This is a genomic window from Actinomadura rupiterrae (assembly GCF_024172125.1).
Lineage (GTDB): Bacteria > Actinomycetota > Actinomycetes > Streptosporangiales > Streptosporangiaceae > Spirillospora > Spirillospora rupiterrae.
This window is the reverse complement of sequence record NZ_JAMZEA010000005.1, coordinates 439,722-462,037: the sequence shown is the minus strand read 5'-3', so window position 1 is coordinate 462,037 and position 22,316 is coordinate 439,722. Positions and strand designations below refer to the sequence as shown.

At 72.9% G+C, this 22,316-nt stretch carries 19 protein-coding genes; 15 read left to right on the top strand and 4 right to left on the bottom strand.

Features of this window, described 5'->3' with window-relative positions:
* Window positions 1-10 precede the first annotated feature (10 nt).
* From FHU30_RS18915 to FHU30_RS18905, 3 genes are read left to right on the top strand one after another with little or no spacing between them, the layout of a single operon-like run.
* Complete coding sequence (locus FHU30_RS18915; protein ID WP_253877437.1) at window positions 11-1,126, top strand: ATP-binding protein; 1,116 nt, start codon at window positions 11-13, stop codon at window positions 1,124-1,126.
* Between the two features lie 38 nt (window positions 1,127-1,164).
* Window positions 1,165-4,044, top strand: a complete 2,880-nt coding sequence (locus FHU30_RS18910) for a DUF5682 family protein (protein WP_253877435.1) — start codon at window positions 1,165-1,167, stop codon at window positions 4,042-4,044.
* 54 nt (window positions 4,045-4,098) lie between these two features.
* Window positions 4,099-4,386, top strand: a complete 288-nt coding sequence (locus tag FHU30_RS18905) for an Lrp/AsnC family transcriptional regulator (RefSeq protein WP_253877433.1) — start codon at window positions 4,099-4,101, stop codon at window positions 4,384-4,386.
* Window positions 4,387-4,444: 58 nt separating this feature from the next.
* On the opposite strand, the gene FHU30_RS18900 is transcribed toward FHU30_RS18905, so the two are convergent.
* The 3 genes from FHU30_RS18900 to FHU30_RS18890 form a co-directional block, all read right to left on the bottom strand.
* The gene (locus FHU30_RS18900) at window positions 4,445-5,122 is read right to left on the bottom strand and encodes a hypothetical protein (RefSeq protein WP_253877431.1); all 678 of its coding nucleotides are present in this window, start codon (window positions 5,120-5,122) and stop codon (window positions 4,445-4,447) included.
* 162 nt (window positions 5,123-5,284) lie between these two features.
* Window positions 5,285-6,424 (bottom strand): anthranilate phosphoribosyltransferase, encoded by a 1,140-nt coding sequence (gene trpD / locus FHU30_RS18895; RefSeq protein WP_253877429.1) that lies wholly within the window; start codon window positions 6,422-6,424, stop codon window positions 5,285-5,287.
* A 115-nt stretch (window positions 6,425-6,539) separates the two neighbouring features.
* A complete protein-coding gene (locus tag FHU30_RS18890) occupies window positions 6,540-6,962 on the bottom strand; it encodes a type 2 periplasmic-binding domain-containing protein (RefSeq protein ID WP_253877427.1) in 423 nt (140 codons plus the stop codon).
* Window positions 6,963-7,152: 190 nt separating this feature from the next.
* Between FHU30_RS18890 and ctaE the strand changes: the two genes are divergently transcribed.
* From ctaE to FHU30_RS18865, 5 genes are all read left to right on the top strand, one after another.
* The gene (gene ctaE, locus FHU30_RS18885) at window positions 7,153-7,815 is read left to right on the top strand and encodes an aa3-type cytochrome oxidase subunit III (protein WP_301323290.1); all 663 of its coding nucleotides are present in this window, start codon (window positions 7,153-7,155) and stop codon (window positions 7,813-7,815) included.
* A gap of 44 nt (window positions 7,816-7,859) precedes the next feature.
* Window positions 7,860-8,771 carry a cytochrome bc1 complex diheme cytochrome c subunit gene (gene qcrC / locus FHU30_RS18880; protein WP_253877423.1) on the top strand — a complete coding sequence of 304 codons (912 nt, stop codon included), beginning with the start codon at window positions 7,860-7,862 and terminating at the stop codon, window positions 8,769-8,771.
* Window positions 8,768-9,874 carry a cytochrome bc1 complex Rieske iron-sulfur subunit gene (gene qcrA / locus FHU30_RS18875; protein ID WP_253877421.1) on the top strand — a complete coding sequence of 369 codons (1,107 nt, stop codon included), beginning with the start codon at window positions 8,768-8,770 and terminating at the stop codon, window positions 9,872-9,874. The genes qcrC and qcrA overlap by 4 nt, the downstream gene beginning before the upstream one ends.
* Window positions 9,871-11,526, top strand: a complete 1,656-nt coding sequence (qcrB, locus tag FHU30_RS18870) for a cytochrome bc1 complex cytochrome b subunit (RefSeq protein ID WP_253877419.1) — start codon at window positions 9,871-9,873, stop codon at window positions 11,524-11,526. Before qcrA ends, qcrB begins: the two co-directional genes overlap by 4 nt.
* 111 nt (window positions 11,527-11,637) lie before the next feature.
* A complete protein-coding gene (locus tag FHU30_RS18865) occupies window positions 11,638-12,762 on the top strand; it encodes a glycosyltransferase family 4 protein (RefSeq protein ID WP_253877418.1) in 1,125 nt (374 codons plus the stop codon).
* A 124-nt stretch (window positions 12,763-12,886) separates the two neighbouring features.
* Here the strand turns inward: FHU30_RS18865 and FHU30_RS18860 are convergent, their stop codons facing one another.
* On the bottom strand, window positions 12,887-13,777 hold the full coding sequence (locus tag FHU30_RS18860) for an alpha/beta hydrolase (protein WP_253877417.1): 891 nt from the start codon (window positions 13,775-13,777) through the stop codon (window positions 12,887-12,889).
* 148 nt (window positions 13,778-13,925) lie between these two features.
* Here FHU30_RS18860 and FHU30_RS18855 point away from each other — a divergent pair, with 148 nt between their 5' ends.
* The 7 genes from FHU30_RS18855 to FHU30_RS18825 all read left to right on the top strand — a co-directional run bounded on the left by FHU30_RS18855 (window position 13,926) and on the right by FHU30_RS18825 (window position 22,297).
* Entirely contained in the window at window positions 13,926-15,515 is a 1,590-nt protein-coding gene (locus FHU30_RS18855) for a penicillin-binding transpeptidase domain-containing protein (RefSeq protein ID WP_253877416.1), read from the top strand.
* Window positions 15,516-16,148: 633 nt separating this feature from the next.
* On the top strand, window positions 16,149-17,303 hold the full coding sequence (locus FHU30_RS18850; protein WP_253877415.1) for a M23 family metallopeptidase: 1,155 nt from the start codon (window positions 16,149-16,151) through the stop codon (window positions 17,301-17,303).
* A 13-nt stretch (window positions 17,304-17,316) separates the two neighbouring features.
* On the top strand, window positions 17,317-18,144 hold the full coding sequence (locus FHU30_RS18845; protein ID WP_253877414.1) for a ferric reductase-like transmembrane domain-containing protein: 828 nt from the start codon (window positions 17,317-17,319) through the stop codon (window positions 18,142-18,144).
* The gene (locus tag FHU30_RS18840; RefSeq protein WP_253877412.1) at window positions 18,141-19,643 is read left to right on the top strand and encodes an NADH-quinone oxidoreductase subunit NuoF family protein; all 1,503 of its coding nucleotides are present in this window, start codon (window positions 18,141-18,143) and stop codon (window positions 19,641-19,643) included. The genes FHU30_RS18845 and FHU30_RS18840 overlap by 4 nt, the downstream gene beginning before the upstream one ends.
* Before the next feature lie 76 nt (window positions 19,644-19,719).
* Window positions 19,720-20,361, top strand: a complete 642-nt coding sequence (locus FHU30_RS18835) for a DUF4142 domain-containing protein (protein ID WP_253877410.1) — start codon at window positions 19,720-19,722, stop codon at window positions 20,359-20,361.
* Between the two features lie 33 nt (window positions 20,362-20,394).
* Entirely contained in the window at window positions 20,395-21,540 is a 1,146-nt protein-coding gene (locus FHU30_RS18830; RefSeq protein WP_253877408.1) for a DUF1996 domain-containing protein, read from the top strand.
* A gap of 103 nt (window positions 21,541-21,643) precedes the next feature.
* On the top strand, window positions 21,644-22,297 hold the full coding sequence (locus FHU30_RS18825; RefSeq protein ID WP_253877407.1) for an SDR family oxidoreductase: 654 nt from the start codon (window positions 21,644-21,646) through the stop codon (window positions 22,295-22,297).
* Window positions 22,298-22,316: the final 19 nt, after the last annotated feature.

The following is a 22,316-nucleotide window of genomic DNA, read 5'->3' as shown; positions in this document are numbered from 1 at the left end:
GAGCCTTCAGATGACCGATGGAATGCTGCGCGCGCCCGCCGAGGTCAAGTACGCCGACGAGCTGGACTACCTGGAGTCGGTGGACGACGGGCCCAAGCCGTTCTCCTGGCGGCTCAGCCCGAAGATGGTCCGCACGTTCGTGCTCGGCTCCGAGCGCGGCGACGGCCTGGACCGCGAGATCCCGCAGAAGTGGTTCGGCGACCGGACGTTCGTGGAGCGGAGCATCGTCACCCTCGCGTCCGACCGCGGGCTGCTGCTGATAGGCGACCCGGGCACCGGCAAGAGCTGGCTGGCCGAGCTGCTCGCCGCCGCCGTCTCGCGGAACTCGACGCTGGTCGTGCAGGGCACCGCCGGCACCACCGAGGACCACATCAAGTACTCCTGGAACGTCTCGATGGTGATCGCCAAGGGGCAGTCCCGGGAGTCGATGATCCCGTCCCCGATCATGACCGCGATGGAGCGCGGCGTGATCGGCCGGTTCGAGGAGCTGACCCGCTCCACCAGCGACGTGCAGGACGCGCTGATCTCCATCCTGTCCGAGAAGTACGTCTCCATCCCCGAGCTGGACGACGACAACACCGTCTTCGCCAAGCCCGGCTTCTCGATCATCGCGACCGCCAACAGCCGCGACCGCGGGGTGAACGACCTGTCGTCGGCGCTGAAGCGGCGGTTCAACTTCGTCCGGATCCCGGTCGTGACGAACAAGAGGAGCGAGGCGGAGATCGTCCGGTTCCGCACCACCGAGCTGCTCCGCCGGCACCGGATCGAGCTGGAGGTCCCGCCCACGCTGCTGGACATCCTGCTGCAGAGCTTCGCCGACCTGCGCACCGCGGCCGCCGCCGCGACCAGCGACGACGAGAAGCTGGAGTCGGCGCTGTCCACCGCCGAGCAGATCGGCGTGCTGGAGGACGCGATCCTGCACAGCCGCTTCTTCGGGGACGACACGCTCCGCGCGACCACCCTGGCGTCCTCGCTGGTCGGCTCGCTGGCCCGGCGCAGCCCGGAGGACCTGGCGATCCTGAACAAGTTCTGGCACGGCGTGGTCGAGGGCCGCAGCAAGAAGGAGGGCGGCGAGTGGAAGGGCTTCCTGGAGGGCGGCCGCGAAGCGATCGCCACCCTCTCGTGAGCCGCCCGGTGACCAGGACCCCGACCGGGGAGGGAGCAATGCCGAAAGCCGAGACCGCACCCGACGGCGGCGGCGCGTTCGCGGCGCTGCGCGGGCAGCTCCAGGACGCGGCGGAGCGCTTCGCCGACGCGCCCGGAGCGGCCGCCGAGATCCTCGCGGGCATGGTGGACGACGTCGACCGCGCCCTGGCCGAGGAGCTGGAGATCTTCCCGGTCTGCCACCACTCGCCGTCGTCCGCGCTGGCGATGGCGCGGCGGCTGCGGGAGAAGCGGCCCAAGGTCGTCTACCTCGAACTGTGCGAGGACATGCGGCCCCTGCTGGACGAGCTGCGCAACTGCCGGCTCCCGGTGGCGCTCCAGGCGTTCGCCAGCGACATCGACGGCTTCGACAAGGAGTGGGCGCCGCTGTCGGTGGTCGCGCCGATCACCGAGGCGTCCGCCGAGTATCAGGCCATCGCCTACGCGCTGGAGACGCCCGATGTCGAGCTGGTAGCCGTCGACTGGTCCACCGACCACCTCTTCCAGTGGGAGGAGGACGACCCGGCGTCCAGGAAGAACAGGAAGGCCAAGAAGGCCGACGAGCCCAAGGCGTCCGGCTCCGGCTCGGGTGCCGGTGCCGGTTCGGGCGGCGAGGCTGAGGAGCCCGACGAGGACGGGGACGACGAGGCGCTGCACGGCGATGCGGTCGGCGTCGAGCTGGGCGAGCTGCGCCCCGGTTTCGCCGAGCTGGAGGAGCACCTGCTCCACCACGGCCGCGTCCGGCACTGGTCGGAGTGGTGGGACCAGTACGTCGAGCAGCCGCTCAGCGGCGCGGGCTACGACGCCTACCGGCAGGTGATGCTGCTGGTCGGGAGCCTGTTCCGGCGGCTGCGCGACACCGGCGACCTGGCCCGCAGCGAGGAGCGCGAGCGGTACATGTGGACCCGGATGCGGCAGCACATGGCCGCGTCCGGCACCGAGCCCGGGGACGCGCTGTACGTGTGCGGCGCGCTCCACGCCGCCAGCCGGGTCGAGCAGTTCGGCGCCCGCTCGGACGCGCCGTACGAGATCGCGGAGCCGACGAAGACGCGCTGGCTGTACGGCCTGATCCCGTCCAGCCACTCGGCGATCGAGGCGCAGTTCGGGCTGGCCCAGGGGTCGGTGTCGATCGCCGCCGCGACCTGGCAGAAGGCGCTGAAGCTCAGCGGCGTCGCGCCGTTCCGGCTGGCCGGGCAGAAGGGGACGACCCGCAAGTCCCCGAAGGCCGCGCCGATCAGCGCCGGGCCGACCGAGGACCGGCTGTCCGGCTTCCTCACCACCCCGCCCGAAGCGGGCGAGCTGGACGAGGAGGAGCTGCTCGCCTGGTCCGTCGACATCGTCCGGCTCGCCCGCCGCAACGGCTACCTCGCCAGCACGGCGGACGCGATCGCGATCGTCGAGACGTCCGTCCTGCTGGCCGGGATGCGGGGCCGGAACCGCCCGACCCCGTACGACTTCCAGGACGCGGCGGTCACCTGCATCGAGAAGGACGCCGTGCCCGGCCGCCGGGACGTCCGGCGGCTGTGCGAGATCCTGCTCGGCGGCGACCGGGTCGGGCAGGTCGGGTACCACGCGCTGCCACCGCTCGCGCAGAACGTCCTGGACCGGCTCGAACCGCTCGGCCTCGACCTGACCAAGCGGACCGTCCAGCGGGCGCTGCTCGACCTGCGGTCCGAGCCGCACCTGCGGGCCTGCTCGGACGTGCTGTGGATGCTGCGCCGGCTGCTCCCGGACGGCACCGTCCGCCCGATCATGGGGTCGCGGGCGCTGGGGGAGCGGTCCGTCCAGGAGAGCTGGGACCTGGCGCTCGGCCGCGACCAGCGCTGGCTGGTCGAGCTCGGCTACGAGGGCGTCACGATCGAGCAGGTCCTGGAGCAGCGGCTCCGCCGGGCCGCCTGGGCGTCCGGCGCGACCGCCTCGACGGCCCTGGCCGCCGTGGAGGACGCGCTGGTCCTGCTCGGGAGCCGCCGGTTCGTGGACGAGCTGGGCGCCCGCGCCGTCGAGTTGCTGGCCGCCGAGCGGACCGTGGACGACGCGCCCGAGGTGCTGCGGCGCGTCCGGCGGCTGCTCGCCCACTACCGGGCGAGCGAGCCGGAGCTGCCCGCCTGGTGCAAGGAGTTCGTCACCGAGGGCTACGCGCACTACTGCACGCTGCTGCCGACGGCGTTCACGGACGAGGAGACCGGCGTCCGGCAGGTCGCGGCGATGCTCGGCTTCCTGTTCGGGATGGAGAGCCTGGCACTGTCGCTCGGCTGCGACCACGCCCAGCTGGAGATCGCGGTCGCGCAGGCGCATCCGGAGCTGCCGGGCAAGGTCGCGCTGCTCTGGGCGGCGCGGCTCCAGCTCGGCACGCTCAGCCGGGCCGAGCTGCGCGCCCGCTGCGACGAGATGCTCGGCAACCCGCTGGTCGTGCCCGCTTTCCCGCGCTACCTCAGCGGGTTCGTGCAGGCCCTCGAACCCGTCCCGACGCTCGCGCCGTTCGTCGTGGAGGTGATGTCCAAGGCGTTCGGGACGCTGCCCGACCACGTCCTGCTGCCGTGGCTGCCGCGGCTGGTCATGACGCTGCGGGAGCAGGCGGCCGAGCTGGTCCCGGTCCTGACCAGGGAGGCAGGGCGCACGTTCCCCGGATCCCTCCCGGCCCTGGACGCCTGGACGCCGCCGTGGACGGCCGCCGCCCCCGAGCCCGGGCCGGGGCCGTCCGGGCGGTCGTCCGTCCCGGCGGGGCCCGTCGCGGAGCTGCTGGCCGCCCACCCGGCCGCCTGCGACGCCGTGGCGGCCCTGTTCGGCCTGGAACCGACCTGGCAGGCCGCCGCCCCGGCACCGGCCTCCGGTGCGGCGTCCGGGCTGGTGGAGCGGCATCCGGAGGCGGCGGGGGCACTCGCGGCCCTGCTGGGCGCCTGACCCCGGCCGGGCACTGGATAGGCTCGGACGGCAACGACGGTTTCGGGAGGATCTGTGGTCACCGCGCTCGTGTTCATCAAGACCGACGTGGACCGCGTCCACGAGGCGGCCGAGGAGATCGCCGCCCTGGACGGGGTCAGCGAGGTCTACTCGGTCACCGGCCGGCACGACCTGGTGGCCATGGTGCGGGTCCGGCGGCACGACGACCTGAACGACGTCATCCCCGGACGGCTGAACAAGGTCCGGGGCGTCCGCGACACCGAGACCCACATCGCCTTCCGCACCTACTCCCAGCACGACCTGGAGGTCGCCTTCTCCCTGGGCCTCCCGGACGCCGACTGAGCCTCCCGGGCGACGCCCGCCGCGCCCCCTCCCAGGGGCGCGGCGGGCGTCTCCCATGTCACGGGTAGTAGGTGGCGAGCTTCTGCTTGATCGCGGTGATCGAGTCCGCGAAGGGGATCGGGGCCGGTTCGCCGTGCCGGTAGTCGAGCAGGTCCATGGCGTAGACGGCACGGCCCTGCCGGACGACCGCGACCTGCCAGTGGGTCGTGGGCGGGTAGGGCGTGATGCCCGCGGTCAGCCGCCAGACGTCCACGCCGCTCTCCGTCCCGACCTTGTTCACGGCCGTGACGTAGACCGTCCCCTGGGTGGGCGAGTTGGGGTCGCTGCGCTGGACGCAGGTGGCGAGCAGGTCCTTCCAGCGCTGCTCGAAGGACGCGGCGTGCGCGCTGTCGGCGAAGACCCAGACCTCGTTGTAGTTGTAGTACCAGGTCGGGGTGGAGTAGCGGGCGTTCAGGCCGTCCAGCGCGCCGGTCGCCTTGCCGTACTCCCAGCAGGACGGCCCGGAGATGGACGGTTCGAAGTACGGGTCGACGTAGGGCTTGTCGCCCCAGGTCTCGTCCACCGGCGGCTGCTGGGCCTTCGAGAGCAGCACGTTCCGGTCCACGCCGGACGCCAGGCGGGCGGGGCCCGCGGCATGATCAGCGGGCGCGGCATCGGCGGGGGACGCGGCGAGCGTGAGCGCGAGGACGGCGGCGGCAGCCGCCGACACGGACGCGCGGACCTTGGAGACGGGCATCGGGCAGGGTCCTCTCCGTAGGAAACGGGAACTCGCCGATGATCATGTAGCGGCCCGCGGCAAACTAATCCAAACTTGAACAACCGTGACCCAAGCGCAACAAGACCGGCCGCCCGCGCGGGAGGGCGCGGACGGCCGGTCTTGTGTTACGGAGGGGCGGGCTCAGCGGGCGGCCTGCGAGACCTCGACCCAGCGGTCCAGCAGCGTGGCCGCCGCGCCCGAGTCGACCGCCTCGGCGGCGCGCCCGGACGCGGCCCGGAGGGTCTCGGTGAGCTTGTCCGCCGGGGGAGCGCCCTCGTAGGCGGCGATCAGGGCCGCCGCGTTCAGCAGCACCATGTCCCGCACCGGGCCCGTCTCGCCCGCGAGGAGCCGCCGCGCGACCTTCCCGTTGTAGGCCGCGTCCGCGCCCCGCAGGTCCTCCGGACGCGCCGGGGGGATGCCCAGGTCGGACGGGTCGAACACGGTCTCGGTGACCGCGCCGTCCCGGACCACCCAGACGGTCGAGGTGCCCGTCGTGGTCAGCTCGTCCAGCCCGTCGTCGCCGCGGAACACCAGGGACGAGCAGCCGCGCTCGGCGAACACCCCGGCCATGATCGGCGCCATCCGGGGGTGGAACACGCCCACGGCCTGGCTGGACGGGCTCGCCGGGTTGGTCAGCGGCCCGAGGAAGTTGAACACCGTCGGGGTGCCGAGCTCGCGCCGCGTCCGGGACGCGTAGCGCAGGGCCGGGTGGTACAGCGGCGCGAAGCAGAACGCGATGCCGATCTCGTCGGCGATCCGGGCCGTGGCCTCGGGCGGCAGGTCGATCGCGACGCCGAGGCCCTCCAGCAGGTCGGCCGCGCCGCAGGACGACGAGGCGGCCCGGTTGCCGTGCTTGACCACCTTCACCCCGGCCGCGGCCGCCACGATCGCGGCCATGGTCGAGATGTTCACCGTGTGCGCCCGGTCGCCGCCGGTGCCGACCAGGTCGGCGAACCGGCCCGGCACGCTGATCGGGGTGGCGTGCGCCATCATGCCCTCGGCGAGCCCGGCCACCTCGGCGACCGTCTCGCCCTTGGCGCGCATCGCCACGGCGAACCCGGCGATCTGCACGTCGGTGGCCTCGCCGGACATGATCTGGTCCATCGCCCAGGCCGTCTCGGCACTGGTCAGCGAGGCGCCGTCGAGCAGCGCGTTCAGCAGCGCCGGCCACGTCGTCGCGGCCGGACCGGCCGCGGCCGGAGCCGGCGCGGCCTGCCCCGGCGCGGCTGACGGCCCCTGCCCGGACGCGGGCAGGGACGGGTCGGTGGGTCGGGCGTCCATGCGTGTTTCCCCCAGGTTCGGGTCCTGCGGGGCGGCCGCCGGGGCGTTCCCGCCCGGTCCGGCCGGGTGGGGGCCGGGGGACGGAACATCCCCCGCCTCCCCGGCGAGCTGGTGCTTAGAGTGCGGGAAGGCGGTTGTCGGCCCGCCAGCGCATCAGGTCGGCGACGGCCTTGGCCACCGCCATCGGGTCGAGCGGCAGCGCGACCACGGCGTCGGCGCGCGACCAGGTCGCCAGCCAGCCGTCGTCCCGGCGCGCGATGACCGCCAGGATCGGCGGGCAGTCGTACACCTCGTCCTTGGCCTGCCGGGCCACGCCGAGGCCGCCCGCGGGCTGCGCCTCGCCGTCCACCACCACGACGTCGATGTCGCCCTGGTCGAGCCGGTGCACCACGGCGGGCTGGGTGGCGATCTCCACGAACTCCACCTTGGGGAGGTCGGCGGCCGGCCTGCGTCCGATGGCGAGCCGGATCTGCTCGCGCGTCTTCGCGTCGTCGCTGTAGACGAGGACCTTCATCGGAGCCTCCGGGGCGTCGCTCATGGCAGCACAGGTTACCGGTTCGGCGAGTCGCGCACGAGAGGGCGGGCCGGAAGTCCGCTCCCGGCGGAGAAAAGCCCTGATGAAGCGGGATATGGACGGACGGGACGGGCGGGTCGCGGCGGGTCCGGTGACACGCTCGGGAACTCCAGAAGGGGGGTCATGCGTCAGTCACTGAACGGGTGACGTAATAATGCTGCCCGTGGCAACAGCATCCGCGATAGAGACAACACCTCACGCTCGGGCGAACCGTCCCAACTTGGTAAGCGTGGGGACGATCGTCTGGCTGTCGTCCGAGCTGATGTTCTTCGCGGCCCTGTTCGCGATGTACTTCACGATCCGCTCCGTGACGATCGGCCAGCACGGTCACGACGCCTGGCCCGGCGCCAAGCTGGACCTGCCGCTTTCGGCGCTCAACACGACCGTCCTGGTGCTGTCCTCGGTGACGTGCCAGATGGGCGTGTTCAAGGCCGAGGCAGGCAAGGTCGGACGCACCGGCGGCCTGCTCAACTTCCGCAAGTGGGGCCTGCGCGAGTGGTACGTCCTCTCGTTCCTGATGGGCGCCTACTTCGTGGCGGGTCAGCTCTTCGAGTACTCCAACCTGGTCTCCAAGGACGGCCTGACGCTGTCGTCCTCGGCGTACGGGTCGGTCTTCTACCTGACCACCGGGTTCCACGGACTCCACGTGACCGGCGGCCTCATCGCGTTCCTGTTCGTGCTGGGACGCACCTACGCGGCCAAACGGTGGACCCATGAGCAGGCGACGAGCGCGATCGTCGTGTCCTACTACTGGCACTTCGTGGACGTGGTCTGGATCGGCCTGTTCGCGACGATCTACCTGCTCGACCTGAAGTGATCCGTCCGACCTCCACCGACGACAAGACCCGAACGGGGATTTCCGTGAAAAGGATCACCGCATGGCGACGGCGCCCGTGGGCGGGCTACGCCGTCGTGCTGGCGGCCCTCGCGGCGATCGCCGGCCTCTACGCCGGCTTCTCGCCGAAGACCGACCGCGCCGAGGCGGCAGGCACCGCCGACGCCCAGGCCGACCTCGCCAACGGCAGGCAGCTGTTCAACAAGAACTGCGCCAGCTGCCACGGCCTCAACGCCGAGGGCACCAAGGACGCCAAGGGCAAGCCGATCGCGCCGAGCCTGCTCGGTGTGGGCGCCGCATCCGTCGACTTCCAGGTCAGCACGGGCCGCATGCCCGCGATGAACCCGGGCGCGCAGATGCCGCGCAAGAAGCCGATCCCCGCCTTCGACACCGAGATCAAGACGAACTACTCGGAGCCGGAGAAGCGCGAGGCCGCCGAGAAGCAGAAGGCCCAGGCCGAGAAGAACCTGACCGACCTGCGGGAGTACATCGCCCAGCTGGGCGGCGGCCCGTCCGTCCCGACGGCCGACCAGGTCGACCCGACCAAGGGCGACGTCGCGCTCGGCGGCAAGCTGTTCCGCACCAACTGCGCCCAGTGCCACAACTTCACCGGCCAGGGCGGCGCGCTGACGCAGGGCAAGTACGCCCCGCCGCTGTCCCCGAAGGACGTCACGCCGACCCAGATGTACGAGGCGATGATGACCGGGCCGCAGGCGATGCCGGTGTTCAACGACACCACGCTGACCCCGAAGGACAAGCAGGCGATCATCACCTACCTGGTGCAGACGCGTGAGGAGCCCAACCCGGGCGGCAACGGCCTCGGCCGCATCGGCCCGGTGTCGGAGGGCCTGGCCGGCTGGCTGGTCGGCGTCGGCCTGATGGTGCTGGCGGCCATGTGGATCACCGCCAAGAAGCCGAAGAAGCTGAAGAAGTCATGAGCGACAACAACCACACCGCGGGCTCGGACGAGCCGCGCGAAGACGGCGGGGCCGGCCGGGTGGTGGGCACGCCGTCGCCGGCGGAGGAGCGCACCCTGCTCGCCAGGGACGAGGACGGCTCGCCCGCCAGGGCGGGCGCCGGCGCCGAGCTGGACGAGAAGGCCGCGAAGAACGCCGAGCGCGTCGTCGCGACGTTCTTCCTGCTGGCGTTCGCCGCCAGCGTGGCGTTCATCGCCTACTACATCGGCTGGAGCGGCCGGAACGGTGGGATGCACGGCATCCACCGGGCCCGCGAGTCCAACCTGTGGCTGGGCGGCACGCTCGCGTTCGCCCTGCTGGCCCTCGCGGTCGGCGTGACCATCTGGGTCCGCCGCCTGATGACCAGCAAGCCGATCATCCAGGAGCGGCACGAGATGGCGTCCAGCGCGGAGACCCGCGCGGCGTTCGAGGCCGACTTCCTGGAGGGCGCCGAGGACAGCGGCATCACCAAGCGGCCGCTGCTGCGCCGCACGCTGCTGCTGGCCGCCGCGCCGCTCGGCCTCGCGCCGCTGGTGCTGCTGCGCGACCTCGGCCCGCTGCCGGAGAAGCGGCTCCGCCACACCTTCTGGGGCGACGCCGTGAAGAAGGCCAAGGCCGAGGGCAAGAAGGGCGTCCGCCTGGTGGTGGACGGCACCAACGCCCCGCTGAAGGTCTCCGACTTCAACTCGCCCGGCGGCATGATCACCGTGCTGCCGGAGGGGATCGAGGAGTCGGCGCGTCCGGCCAACGAGATCGCCAAGGCCGTGACGATCCTGATCAACGTCCCGGCCGAGCAGTTCAAGCCCGTCAAGGGCCGGGAGAACTGGCACGTCAACGGGGTCGTGGCGTACTCCAAGATCTGCACGCACGTGGGCTGCCCGGCGGCCCTGTACGAGCAGACCACGCACCACATCCTGTGCCCGTGCCACCAGTCGACGTTCGACGCCACCGACGGCGCGAAGGTCGTCTTCGGCCCGGCGCACCGTCCGCTGCCGCAGCTTCCGCTGAGCGTGGAGGACGGTTACCTCATCGCCACCGACGACTTCCCCGAGCCGATCGGTCCGAGCTTCTGGGAGCGCGGATGAGCGACGCACAAGCACCGAAGGCGGTCGCGGGACCGCTGAACTTCCTGGACGACCGGCTCGGCTCGACCAACTTCTTCCAGCGCAACGTCAAGAAGGTCTTCCCGGACCACTGGTCGTTCATGCTGGGCGAGATCGCGCTGTACTCGTTCATCGTCCTGCTGCTGACCGGCACCTTCCTCACGCTCTGGTTCCACCCGAGCATGGAGGAGGTCGTCTACAACGGCTCGTACACCAAGCTCAAGGGTGTACAGATGTCGGACGCGTACAACTCGGCCCTGCACATCACCTTCGACGTGCGCGGCGGCCTGCTCATGCGGCAGATCCACCACTGGGCCGCGATCCTGTTCATGTCGTCGATCCTGGCGCACATGCTCCGGATCTTCTTCACCGGCGCGTACCGCAAGCCGCGCGAGCTGAACTGGCTCATCGGCATCAACATGTTCATCCTGGGCATGCTGGAGGGCCTGTTCGGCTACTCGCTGCCGGACGACCTGCTCTCCGGCACCGGCCTGCGCATCACCCAGGGCGTCGCGGAGTCGATCCCGCTGGTCGGCACCTACGTGTACATGTTCCTGTTCGGCGGCGAGTTCCCCGCGGGCGACCACGGCGACCTCATCCCGCGCCTGTACAGCCTGCACATCCTGCTGATCCCGGGCGTCATCCTCGGCCTGGTGACCGCGCACATGATGATCATGTGGCACCAGAAGCACACCGCGATGCCGTCCAAGAACCAGTCGAACGAGCAGGTCTACGGCTACCCGTTCTACCCGGTCTTCATGGCCAAGACGGGCGCCTACTTCCTGTTCACCTTCGGCGTGCTGGCGCTGCTCGGCGCGTTCGCCCAGATCAACCCGATCTGGCAGTTCGGGCCGTACGACCCGGGCGCGATCTCGTCGGGCTCCCAGCCCGACTGGTACATGGGCGTCCTCGAGGGCGCGCTGCGCATGATGCCCGGCCAGGGCACCGAATGGGTGATCGCGGGCCACACGATCAGCATGAACGTGCTGATCCCGGCGCTGGTGCCGCTCGGCATCGTCTTCGGCGGCGCGATGGCCTGGCCGTTCATCGAGCAGTGGGTCACCGGCGACCGGCGGCGGCACGACATCAACGACCGGCCGCGCAACGCCCCGGTCCGCACCGGCATCGGCATGGCCGCCGTGACCTTCTACGGCGTGCTGTGGCTGGCGGGCGCGAACGACGTGCTGGCCGACAAGTTCCACGTGTCGCTGTTCGCGACCACCTGGTTCTTCCGGTTCGCGGTCTTCATCCTGCCGGTGCTCGCCTACATCATCACCAAGCGGTTCTGCCTGGGCCTCCAGCGCAAGGACGCGGACGTGATCGGGCACGGCGTCGAGGCCGGCATCATCGTGATGGCGCCGGACGGCGGGTTCAGCGAGAAGCACGAGCCCGCCAAGGAGGAGGAGCGCATCAAGATCCTCTCCAAGGAGAACGCCCGCCCGGAGGCGCCCGCGACGGACGCCAACGGCATCCCGGCCCCGAGCCAGAAGGGCCCGATGGGCCACCTGCGCTCGCGGCTGCAGCGCGCCGCGACCTTCGACGACATCCCGATCGAGGAGCACGGCGAGGAGCACGGGCACGGTGACGACCACGCGGTCGGCAGCGGCTCGGGCCCCAAGCAGCTGGGCCACTGATACCGGCCCGCTGATACCAGAGTTGCCACAGGCGAGGCCCGTCCCCGGATCGGTTCCGGGGACGGGCCTCGTCCTTTTCCCAGTCCAGGGGCGTGGGATGCTGGCGGGGAGATGACCAGGACGCTCGTGGTGACCAACGACTTCCCGCCCCGGCCCGGCGGGATCCAGGCGTTCGTGCACGGCCTCGCCGTCCGGCGGCCGCCCGGCTCGGTCGTGGTGTACGCCCCGGCGTGGAAGGGCGCTGCGGAGTTCGACGCGGCGCAGCCGTTCCCGGTCGTCCGGCATCCGACCTCGCTGATGCTGCCGACCCCGGACGTCCGGCGGCGCGCGGTGGACCTGCTGCGCGGCGAGGGCTGCGACTCGGTGCTGTTCGGCGCGTCCGCGCCGCTGGGGCTGCTCGCCCCGGCGCTGCGCCGGGCCGGCGCCGGGCGGATCGTCGGGATCACGCACGGGCACGAGGCGGGCTGGGCGTCGCTGCCGGGCTCGCGGCGCCTGCTGCGCCGGATCGGGGACGGCGTGGACGCGCTCACCTACCTGGGCGAGTACACCCGGTCCCGGATGGCCCGGGCGCTGTCCCCGGCCGCCGCGGGCCGGATGGCGCGGCTCGCGCCGGGCGTGGACGAGTCGGTGTTCCGGCCGGGCGCCGGGGGCTCCGAGGTGCGCGCGCGGCACGGCCTGGCGGACCGTCCGGTCGTGGTCTGCGTGTCGCGCCTGGTTCCGCGCAAGGGCCAGGACGCGCTGATCCACGCGTGGCCGCGGGTGCTCCGGGCCGTCCCGGACGCCGCGCTCCTGCTGGTCGGCGGCGGCCCGTACCGCGCGGACCTCACGCGGCTCGCGGACGAGCGGGGCGTGTCCGGTTCGGTGGTGTTCACGGGGAGCGTCCCGTGGCCGGAGCTGCCCGCGCACTACGACGCCGGGGACGTCTTCGCGATGCCGTGCCGGACGCGGCGCCAGGGGCTGGACGTCGAGGGGCTCGGGATCGTGTACCTCGAAGCGTCCGCCACCGGCCTCCCGGTCGTCGCCGGGGACTCCGGGGGAGCGCCTGACGCCGTCCTGGACGGGGAGACGGGCCTGGTGGTCCCTGGACGGTCCGTACAGGCCGTTGCGTCGGCTCTGACGGATCTCCTGCTGGACCCTTCGCGCGCGCGCACGATGGGCGACAAGGGGCGCGCATGGGTGGAACGCGAATGGCGTTGGGAAGTGCAGTCCGCCCGCCTGGACAGTCTGCTGTCCTAGGGGCGGTTGTGAGGGGCGGGTGCGGCGCCGCTGTGTGAGGTGTGCGGGTCAGCGGTGCCGCTCGCGCGGTGCTGCTCGTGCGCGGGCGCAGGTGCGGGGTGCCTGCGCGTTACGCGGTTCGTGCTTAGTGCGAGGAACTGGCCAGCGCGACGGCGGTGTAGCGGAGCGGCGACGGGCCGCGCCGGGTCGTCTTGTAGGACGCGCCGCCATTGTCGGAGTACCTGATCCGCCAGGAGTGGCCGGAGTCCAGGCGGTGCAGGTTGTAGTGCGTGATGCCCTGCCCGGACAGGTACTCGACCTTGTGCTTGGCGGCGGCGGCCAGCGCCGACCGGTACGGGACGCGGGTGTCCTCGGCGGCCGAGACGAGCGTCCAGTCCGTCCCGCCGCGGCCCTGGAGGGACTGCCTGGCGAGCCAGAGCTGGAGCGCGCTGCCGGGCTTGAGGTCGCGGCACTGCCGGTAGGACGACGAGCAGGACCCGGCGATGCCGCGGAACGGGGCGCTGAGCGTCACGACGTCCTTGACCAGCAGGTAGGGCGGCCAGGACCCGGACCCGTGCGGCCGGGCCTTCACGCCCGCGAGGGCGGTGGCCGCGACCAGCCCGCCCATCGAGTGCCCGACGACCCGCACCGGGACGCCGTGCCGGGAGTAGCGCTGGTAGACGTCCCAGGCGAGGCGGCGTCCGAGCTCCAGCACCGGCGTGTTCAGCGTGCCGCTCTCGTGCCGGGTGCAGTGCGTGTCGTGGGAGTAGTAGCCCCAGGTGACCAGCGGGCCGGTGAACCCCGACGAGCGGAGCACGGCGTTCGCCTGCTTCCAGGTCGCGGCGCAGTCGGTGCCGCCGCGCAGCTGGAGGCCGTGGACGAGGTAGACCGGGTCGGACGAGGCGGTCGCCGTGTCGGCGGCCCGGGTGCGGGGGGCGGCCGGAGGTCCGGACGCCGCGAGCGCGGGCGCGGCCTGGGCCGCGCAGAGGGAGAACGCGACGGCGGGCAGCGCCGCCGCGCGCAGGATTCGACGCAAGGTTGAGGAACCTTTCGGGGGATGGCCGCCGACCGGACGGCGGCCTTGACGACGCCCGATCTTATGGACTGACCGCCGATTTGACCCTTGAAATGTGATCTTTTACTCGGGATCATCCCGTTCCAGGGTCGGGACACGGGGAGGCGGGATGGGCAGGCGGGGTATCGGGTGCCTGGTGATAGTGCTCGCGCTGGCGCTCGGCGTGGGCGGTTTCGAGGTCTGGAGGCTGGCGGGCCGGGACGGGGGCGGGCCGGAGAAGACCGCCGCGTCCTACTTCGCGGCGTGGACGAACGGCGACCTGTCCAAGATGCGGGGCCTGGTCAGCGACCCGCCCGCCGACTTCGCCGCCTGGCACCGGTCGCTGACCAGCGGCCTCTCGGTCATGTCGGTCGCGCTGGCGCCGAACCCGGTCGTCCGGACGGGCTCGGACGGCGCGCGCGCCGACTTCACGATCACCCGCAACCTCGCGGGGCACGGCGACTGGTCGTTCCGGTCGACGCTCGTCCTGCGCAAGCACGGCCACCGCTGGCGGGTGCAGTGGACGCCCGACACGCTCTACCCGGGTCTCAAGCAGCTGCCGACCACCTGGACGCTGACGGCCGTCCACCAGCCGCCCGCCGCGTTCGTCGCGGCGAATGGCAAGCCGCTCCCGGACGGCGGCTCGCTCGACCCCTACGTGACCGCGATGGCCGACGCCTACGGCAGCGGCTCGGACGGCTCCGGCGGCTCCGGCGGCTCCGACGATGAGGAGCCCGACGACACCGCGTGGGCCGTCGAGGTGCGGCAGGGCAGCCGGCCCGCGCAGCGGCTCAAGGTGCTCGGCGGGCATCCGACCAAGAAGATCCGGACGACGCTCGACCTGCGCGTTCAGGCCGCCGCCGAGCGGGCCGTGGCGGCGGCGCCGTCGGGCAGGGCCGCGGCGATCGTGGCGATCCGTCCGTCCACGGGGGAGATCCTGGCCGTCGCGGACCGGCTCGGCGGGCGCGGCGCGTTCGTCTCCAGCTACCCGCCCGGCTCCACGTTCAAGGTCGTCACGGCGGCGGCGCTGCTGGCCAAGGGCCTGTCGCCGTCGTCCCCGGCCGACTGCCCGGCCACGGTCGTCACCGCGCAGCGGACGATCCGGAACCACGAGGGCTCGGCGGTCGGCAACGCGACGCTCACCGACGCGTTCGCCCAGTCCTGCAACACGACCTTCGCCAAGCTGGCCGTGGACCGCCTGGGACCGGGCGGCCTGGCCGACACCGCGAAGGCCTACGGTTTCGGCGCGCCCATAATGACCGGCGCGGGCGGCGGATACAAGGATTTTCCGGACGTGAAGCCGGGCGCCGACCTGGCCGAATCCGCCATCGGCCAAGGGCGCGTCCAGGCGACCCCGCTGCTCATGGCGACCGTCGCCGCCGCGGTCGAGGACGGCACGTGGCGCGCGCCGCGACTGCTGCCCGCGTCGATGCTGAAGCCGGGCGAGATCCGTCCGCCCGCGCCGCACGACGTCCCGTCCGCGGACGCCCTCCGCTCGATGATGCGCAGCGTCGTCACCAACGGGACCGCCGCCTCGGCCGGGCTCCCGTCCGGCACCGCGGGCAAGACGGGCACGGCCGAGTACGACAACTCCGGCGCGTCCCACGCCTGGTTCATCGGCTTCAAGGGCGACCTGGCGTTCTCCGTCTTCGTCCTGGAAGGCGACTCCGGTCCGAAGGTGGCCGCGCCGCTGGCCGCCGCGTTCCTCCGCTCCCTCTGAACATTCCGGGCTTCCGGCACGTATTCGATTGCGCAAAGCGGGCTTGCCGCACCGAACCACCGGATTCGGCGGCATCCCCGAAGAACGAGGCTCTCGGGGCGTATGCTCCGGGAGTGACGGGGGCGGCTGCCCGAAACGGACGCCCCGGCGGGAACGGCGGAGGCTTGAGCGGGCCTCCGCCAGGCCGTTCCCGCATGTCTCGATCACGGCACCGGCCGGTATCCGGCGTTCCCCTGCGCCCGCGCCCCTCCAGCAGGAGAGGGCATGGCGCGACGAGAACCACGGCAGCCCGCCGGACGGCAGCCCGCCAGGACGACCGCGTCCGACGAGTCGTCCTTCTGGACCGAACCGCCCGGCGGTCCCCGACCACCCCGCCGCAGGCGCCGGTCTACCCGCACACCGCGCCGCCTGGGCGGACGCCCCGAACCCACGCGCGCCGCTGACCGAGGCTCCCGCCGGACCGTCCCCGACGGCTTACCGACCGTCGTGCGCACCGAACCCCTGCCCAGGCGAACCCGCCCTCGGCAGGACGATCCGCGTCGGCGAAGCGCTGCTGGGAAGCGCCATGCGCAGGCGGGGAAGCGGCGAAGCGCGGCGGGGAAAGCGCGGCGTCGTCGAGGCCCCGGGGAGCGGTTGAGCGTCGGGGCCGTGGTGGTGTCGGTGCTGGTCGGGGTGGCGTTGCTGGCCGTGGCCGAGCGGACGCTGCTCGACAGCACCCCGCTGGGCGGCGAGGGGCCCGCCGGGTCGCGGCTCGCGGTCAGTAGCCGGACGCCCCGGAGCAGCGCTCCGCCGGACGGTGGCGTCTCGCCGCGTCCGACCGTCCGGCCCGGCGGGCATGGCACCGCGCCGCCCGGGACGGCCGTGCTCGCCGACCAGGTGCGCGCGCTCATGACCGACCAGCGCGGCGCGGCGGCGCGCGAAGCATTCGGGATGAACCCCGACAAGCCGCCGGTGGTGCTGGTCGACCGCGTCTCCCCGGACGGCACGTGGGCCTTCGGGACGGCCGCGATCCCGGCGCCCGCGGGCACGGCGGCGAGCCCGCGGCTGGCATTCTTCGCGGCGCACTGGACGGGCGAGCGCTGGTCGGCGGCGCTGTCCGGGGCGTCCGCGTTCTCCCGGCTCGTCCGGCGTTCCCCGGCGGCGCTGATGCCGTCCGGCGAGGCGCGGGCCCTCGCCGCGTTCTCGGACGGGGACGCGGCCGTCCGTCCGGGCGCGCTGATGCTGCCCTGGAAGATCGGCGGGACCTGGACGCTCGACACCGCCGACGGCGGCACCGCGCCGCGCCCGCTGGACGGGCTCGCGTTCTCCGGCGGCGACGGCCGCGTCCTCGCCGCGGGCGGCGGCCGCCTCTACCGCTTCTGCGGCACCGACGACGGCCTGCTCCTGATCGTCCACGCGGACGGTCTCGGCACCGCCTACGACGGGCTGCGCGACACCGTCCCGCTGCGGGACGGCAGCGTCGTCCAGCGCGGCGACCCGCTCGGGCGCACCGGGACGGCCCGCCCCTGCGGCGGCATGGCCCCGCCCGGTCCGCAGGTCCGCTTCGGTGTGTGGCACGGCGACCGGCGGATGCCGCTGGACGGCGTCCCGCTCGGCGGCTGGACGCTGCGCGAGACGGCCCGTCCGCTGCTCGGGTTCGCCGAACGCGGCCCCGACCAGGTGCTCTCCGGCGGGACCCTGACCAACCTCGGGCCGGTGCCCGCCGCGCCTTCCGCCCCGACGCGTTCCCCCGCTCCCGCGCCGCCGAAGGACGGGCCGGTCCTGCCGCTGCCCGTCCCCAGCAAGTAGAGGAGTACGACCAGTGCAGAGCTACGACAGCGGCGATCCGCGCCGCGGTCCGCTGCGGGCCTGGCTGCCGGCCCTGGTGGGCGGCCTGGCCGTCCTCGCTGCGGCCGCCACCCCGCAGGGCGCCGTCGTGACCGGCGGCGTCCAGCGCTTCATGAACTTCTACGCCGGAGTCTTCAGCCTGCTCGCGATGACGGCGGCCGTGGTGTCCGGGCTGCTCGCCACCGAGCGGCTGGTCCTGCGCATCCGGCACCGGGTGCTGGCACAGGGCCTGCACCGCGCGGCCTCGCTGCTCGCCGTGACGTTCCTCGTCGCGCACATCGTGGTGAAGGTGCTCGCAGGTCTCGCCACGCCCGCGCAGATCGTCATGCCCGGTGCCGGGCCGGTCGGGCTCGGCGCGCTCGCGTCCGATCTGATGGCCGTTGTCTTGGTGACAGGATTGCTGCGCGCCCGGTTCGCCACTGGATTGCCGGTCTGGGCGTGGCGGTCGTTGCATGCTGTCGCGTACTTGTCGTGGCCGATCGCGATCTGGCACGGGCTCACAGCCGGACGGCCTGCCGCGTCCTGGGTGACGCTCGGGTACATGATGTGCGGCGGCGCGGTCGCGTTGGCCCTGGCGACGCGGATGATCGTCGTCGTTCGTCCGCGCGTGTCAGATGGCACACCGTCCCGGGCGTCCGTGCGGGTGGACGAGCGGCTTAGACATGCGGCGGACGACCCGGCGCAGGCGCCGTCCGAAGCGAGGGCGGCGGACGTGCGGGCGGAGACGCCTGGGGCGACGGCTGTGCGAGGGGCTGTGCGGGAGCCGGATCCGGTGGTGCGGCGGCGCGAGGAGGTCCGGTGAGCGGGCCGGTCACGGTCGGGGCGATCGGCGGGGCCCGGCTGACGCTGGGGTTCGACCGGTTCGAGCGGCTGGACCTGGACCGGCACCAGGCCGTGCACGGACGGCTCGCGACACCCGGACTGGACGAGGTGCTGCGCCTCGCCGAGCAGGCCGACCTGCGCGGACGCGGCGGGGCCGGGTTCCCGTTCGCGCGCAAGCTCGCCGCCGTGGCCGCGCGGCTCGACCACGGCGGCGGCCGGCCGCACGGCGAGGTGTTGCCGGGGGAGCGGCGCGGGCGGCGGGTGCCCGCCGAGGACGCGGTCGTCGTGGTGAACGGCGCGGAAGGCGAGCCCGGCAGCGCCAAGGACCGCGTCCTGCTCACCCGCGCGCCGCACCTGGTGCTGGACGGCGCGCAGATCGCGGCGACGGCGCTCGGCATCGAGCGGATCGTCGTCGCGGTCGAGGACGGCGAGGCGGCGCGGTCGGTGCGGGAGGCGGTCGCCGAGCGGCGCATGCCCGCCCGGGTCGTCCGGCTGGCGGAGCGGTTCGTGTCGGGGGAGAGCGGCGCGGTCGTGCGGGCGGTGAACGGCGAGACGCCGGTCCCGCCAGGTGTGAAGGTCCGGGCCTCGGACGCGGGGGTGGACCGGTGTCCCACGCTGCTGTCCAACACCGAGACGTTCGCGCAGCTCGCGGTGCTGACATCGCTCGGCGCCGACCTGTACGCCGCGGTCGGGACGGCGGACGAACCGGGCACGACGCTGCTCACGGTCGGCGGGACCCGGGTCGTCGAGGCGCCGCTCGGGATCCGGCTCGGGGAGGTGCTCGCCTTCTGCGACACGCCTGCCGACCAGGGAGTCCTCGTCGGCGGGTACCACGGGCAGTGGCTCGCGGCCCCGGACGTCGCGCGCGCCGTGCTGTCCCGCCGGGGGATGCGCGCGGTCGGCGGCACGGTCGGCGCGGGCATCGTCCTGCCGCTGGCGGACGGCACGTGCCCGCTCGGCGAGGTCACCCGGATCGCGTCCTACCTGGCCGCGCAGTCCGCCGGGCAGTGCGGGCCGTGCCGGCTCGGGCTGCCGGACGTCGTCCGGGCGCTGCACGCGCTCGCCGACGGCGGCGGCGTCGTGGACGACGTCCGTCGCGCCGCCGGGATCGGGCGCGGGCGCGGCGCGTGCTCGCATCCCGACGGGACCGCCCGGTTCGTCCTGTCCGCTTTGGAGGCGTTCGCGGAGGACGTCGAGACGCACCGCTGGGGCGGGACGTGCGGGCGCCCGACGTTCGGGGTGCTGCCGCTGCCCGTCCCGACCGGCGAGGAGGCGCGCGTCGCGATCGACTGGAGCCGCTGCGACGGGCACGGGCTGTGCGCCTACCTCGTCCCGGAACTCATCCAGCTCGACCGGTACGGATTCCCGGTCATCCTCGGGACGGACATTCCCCCTTGGATGGAACGGGATGTGCAGCGCGCCGTGGCGATGTGCCCGGCCCTCGCGCTGCGCATTACCGGAGGCGGATCTCTTTCTTGAATTGTCTCCCTGGGCGCTGAACTCCCTCCCGCTCATTTGCGTACCAAGAGTTGAAGGAAGAAGGGAGCGAGCGCGAATGAGAACCCCGTACGGCCGCACCGGATTCCGGTCCGGACTCCGGATTCCGCGATGGCCGCGACGCGCCCGGCTCCTCCCGGCCGCCGCCGCGGTGACCGCGGTCGCCGCGGCGGTGCTGACCGTCCTGTCACCGCCGGGCATCCCGTCCGACGGCGGCCCCGCGACCGGCACCGTCGGCACCCGCTGGGGCCCGCTCTCGCCCCAGGACCGGATCCTGCTGGTCAAGGTCAGGCAGGCCGGCCTCTGGGAGATGCCCGCGGGCCAGCAGGCCGCGCAGCGGGCCTCCGACCCCCGGGTGAAGCGGGTCGGCGACATGATCATGTCGCAGCACCTGCGGCTGGACGCCGACGTGCGCGGCACCGCGCAGAAGCTCGGCGTCATCCTGCCGAACCAGCCCAACACCGACCAGCAGCGCTGGCTGAAGGAGCTGTCCGGGAAGTTCGGCGCGGACTACGACCGGGATTTCGTGTTCCGGCTGCGCGCCGCGCACGGAAAGGTCTTCGCGGTGATCGCGCAGGTTCGCGCGCAGACGCAGAACAGCGAGATCCGCGCCTTCGCGGAACGCGCGATGACCTTTGTCAACACGCACATGCGACTTCTCGAAAGCACCGGCCTGGTGACCCGGCAGGCCGTTTCCTGAGCGAATTCAGTATCCCGTAGAGGATGGTTTTACATGCGCAAGAAGAATGGCGTTACCGCCGTTGTGGCGGCCCTTGTTCTGGTGGCGAGTGTGGTCGAGTCTCCGGCGTCCGCCGAGACGCCCGGACCGTCCGCCCGCGCCGATCATCGCCCCGGCGACCACCACAACCGCACCGACCAGAACGGCGGCGACCAGAACGGCGGCGGCGCGAACGGCGGCGGGACGGGCGATGGGCGGAACGGTGGCGGTGGCGGCGGGGGTGCTGGTGGAGGCGGTGGCGGGGACGGTTCGCAGGTGAAGAAGGGGCCGGACGCCGGGCAGTTCGCGGACATCCGGCAGGCGCCGCCGCGCCGGCAGCCGCAGCGGGGGAGGCGCGCGTCGCGCGGGTCGTTCACCTCGCCCTGCGGGCGCAACCAGGACCAGCACCACAACCCGGACAACTTCATCGTCGCGCCCGGCGTCTCGAACGGCGCGCACCACATCCACGACTACGTCGGCAACAAGTCCACCGACGGCTTCTCCACCGACGACAGCCTGGCCGCCGCCGGGACGACCTGCTCGAACGGTGACAAGTCCGCCTATTTCTGGCCGGTCATGCGGCAGCGCGGCCGGCGGGACGGCTCGGGCCAGGCCGCGCAGAGCCAGGCGGACGGCAATGTCGGGCGGGTCGTCCTCCCCGCGTCCGCGCGCATGCAGTTCCTCGGGAACGCGCGGGACAGCGTCGTCCCCATGCCGCGCTTCATGCGCGTCATCACCGGAGACGCGAAGGCCGCGACCAACGGCGGTGCCAACGCGCGCGCGCAATGGACCTGTACCGGGTTCACCGATCGCGCCTTCACGGACAAGTACCCGCTGTGTCCTGGCGGCAGCCGCGTGACCCGCATCCTGGATTTCCCCAGTTGCTGGGACGGGCGGAACACCGACAGCGCCAACCACCGCACGCACGTCGTCTTCCCTGATGCGGCGTCCGGCTCGTGCCCGCAGGGGACCAAGGCCGTCCCGCAGCTGCGCATGACGCTCACCTACGACCTCCCGGCGCGTCCGCTCGCGTTCGCCGTGGACACCTTCCCCGAACAGGGCCACGACCCGGTCACCGACCACGCGGACTTCGAGAACGCCATGCCCGACGCGCTGATGCGACGCGCCGCGTCCTGCATCAACTCCGGCCGGAACTGCTGACCCCGCCTACCGCCTCTGACCTGGGAATCCGTCGTCCGCCGCGGTTATCCACAGGCGCACCCGCGGCGGGCGTCCGGCGGAGCGGGTCCGTAGTGTGGACGCCATGAACATCGTGATCGCGGGAGGACACGGCCAGATCGCCATGCGGCTCGCCCGGCTGCTCAGCGCACGGGGAGACGCGGTGCTCAGCCTGATCCGCGACCCCGCACAGGTGGACGACGTGCGCGAGACGGGCGCCGGGCCGGTGATCGCCGACCTGGAGAAGCTGTCCGGCGACGACCTGGTCGACCAGCTCACCGGCGCGAACGCGGTGGTGTTCGCGGCGGGCGCGGGCCCCGGCAGCGGCGCCGCCCGCAAGGACACCGTCGACCGCGGCGCCTCGGCGGTGCTCGCCGACGCGGCCGAGCAGGCGGGTGTCCGCCGGTTCGTCCAGATCTCGTCGATGGGCGCGGGCAAGCCGCCCGCGGGCGGCGACGACGTCTGGGCCGCCTACATCACCGCCAAGACCGCCGCCGAGGACGACCTGCGCGGCCGCGACCTCGACTGGGTGATCCTGCGTCCGGGCCGGCTGACCGACGACAACGGCACCGGCCTGGTCACCCTCGGCGAACCCGAGGTCGGCCGCGGCGAGGTGACCCGCGACGACGTCGCCACCGTCATCGCCGCCCTGCTCGCCGAGCCCAAGGTGAACCGCACGACCCTCGAAGTCGTCAACGGCGACGTCCCCATAGCCGACGCCGTAGCCGCCCTGGTCTGACCGGGCGCCCGGCCGCTCG

What these genes read in the sequence shown, in the direction of transcription:
- FHU30_RS18915 (WP_253877437.1), top strand. Translation starts at nt 11, where the DNA reads ATGACCGATGGAATGCTGCGCGCGCCCGCCGAGGTCAAGTACGCCGAC.
- FHU30_RS18910 (WP_253877435.1), top strand. Translation starts at nt 1,165, where the DNA reads ATGCCGAAAGCCGAGACCGCACCCGACGGCGGCGGCGCGTTCGCGGCG.
- FHU30_RS18900 (WP_253877431.1), bottom strand. Translation starts at nt 5,122, where the DNA reads ATGCCCGTCTCCAAGGTCCGCGCGTCCGTGTCGGCGGCTGCCGCCGCC.
- trpD (WP_253877429.1), bottom strand. Translation starts at nt 6,424, where the DNA reads ATGGACGCCCGACCCACCGACCCGTCCCTGCCCGCGTCCGGGCAGGGG.
- FHU30_RS18890 (WP_253877427.1), bottom strand. Translation starts at nt 6,962, where the DNA reads ATGAGCGACGCCCCGGAGGCTCCGATGAAGGTCCTCGTCTACAGCGAC.
- ctaE (WP_301323290.1), top strand. Translation starts at nt 7,153, where the DNA reads ATGCTGCCCGTGGCAACAGCATCCGCGATAGAGACAACACCTCACGCT.
- qcrA (WP_253877421.1), top strand. Translation starts at nt 8,768, where the DNA reads ATGAGCGACAACAACCACACCGCGGGCTCGGACGAGCCGCGCGAAGAC.
- qcrB (WP_253877419.1), top strand. Translation starts at nt 9,871, where the DNA reads ATGAGCGACGCACAAGCACCGAAGGCGGTCGCGGGACCGCTGAACTTC.
- FHU30_RS18865 (WP_253877418.1), top strand. Translation starts at nt 11,638, where the DNA reads ATGACCAGGACGCTCGTGGTGACCAACGACTTCCCGCCCCGGCCCGGC.
- FHU30_RS18855 (WP_253877416.1), top strand. Translation starts at nt 13,926, where the DNA reads ATGGGCAGGCGGGGTATCGGGTGCCTGGTGATAGTGCTCGCGCTGGCG.
- FHU30_RS18835 (WP_253877410.1), top strand. Translation starts at nt 19,720, where the DNA reads ATGAGAACCCCGTACGGCCGCACCGGATTCCGGTCCGGACTCCGGATT.
- FHU30_RS18830 (WP_253877408.1), top strand. Translation starts at nt 20,395, where the DNA reads ATGCGCAAGAAGAATGGCGTTACCGCCGTTGTGGCGGCCCTTGTTCTG.
- FHU30_RS18825 (WP_253877407.1), top strand. Translation starts at nt 21,644, where the DNA reads ATGAACATCGTGATCGCGGGAGGACACGGCCAGATCGCCATGCGGCTC.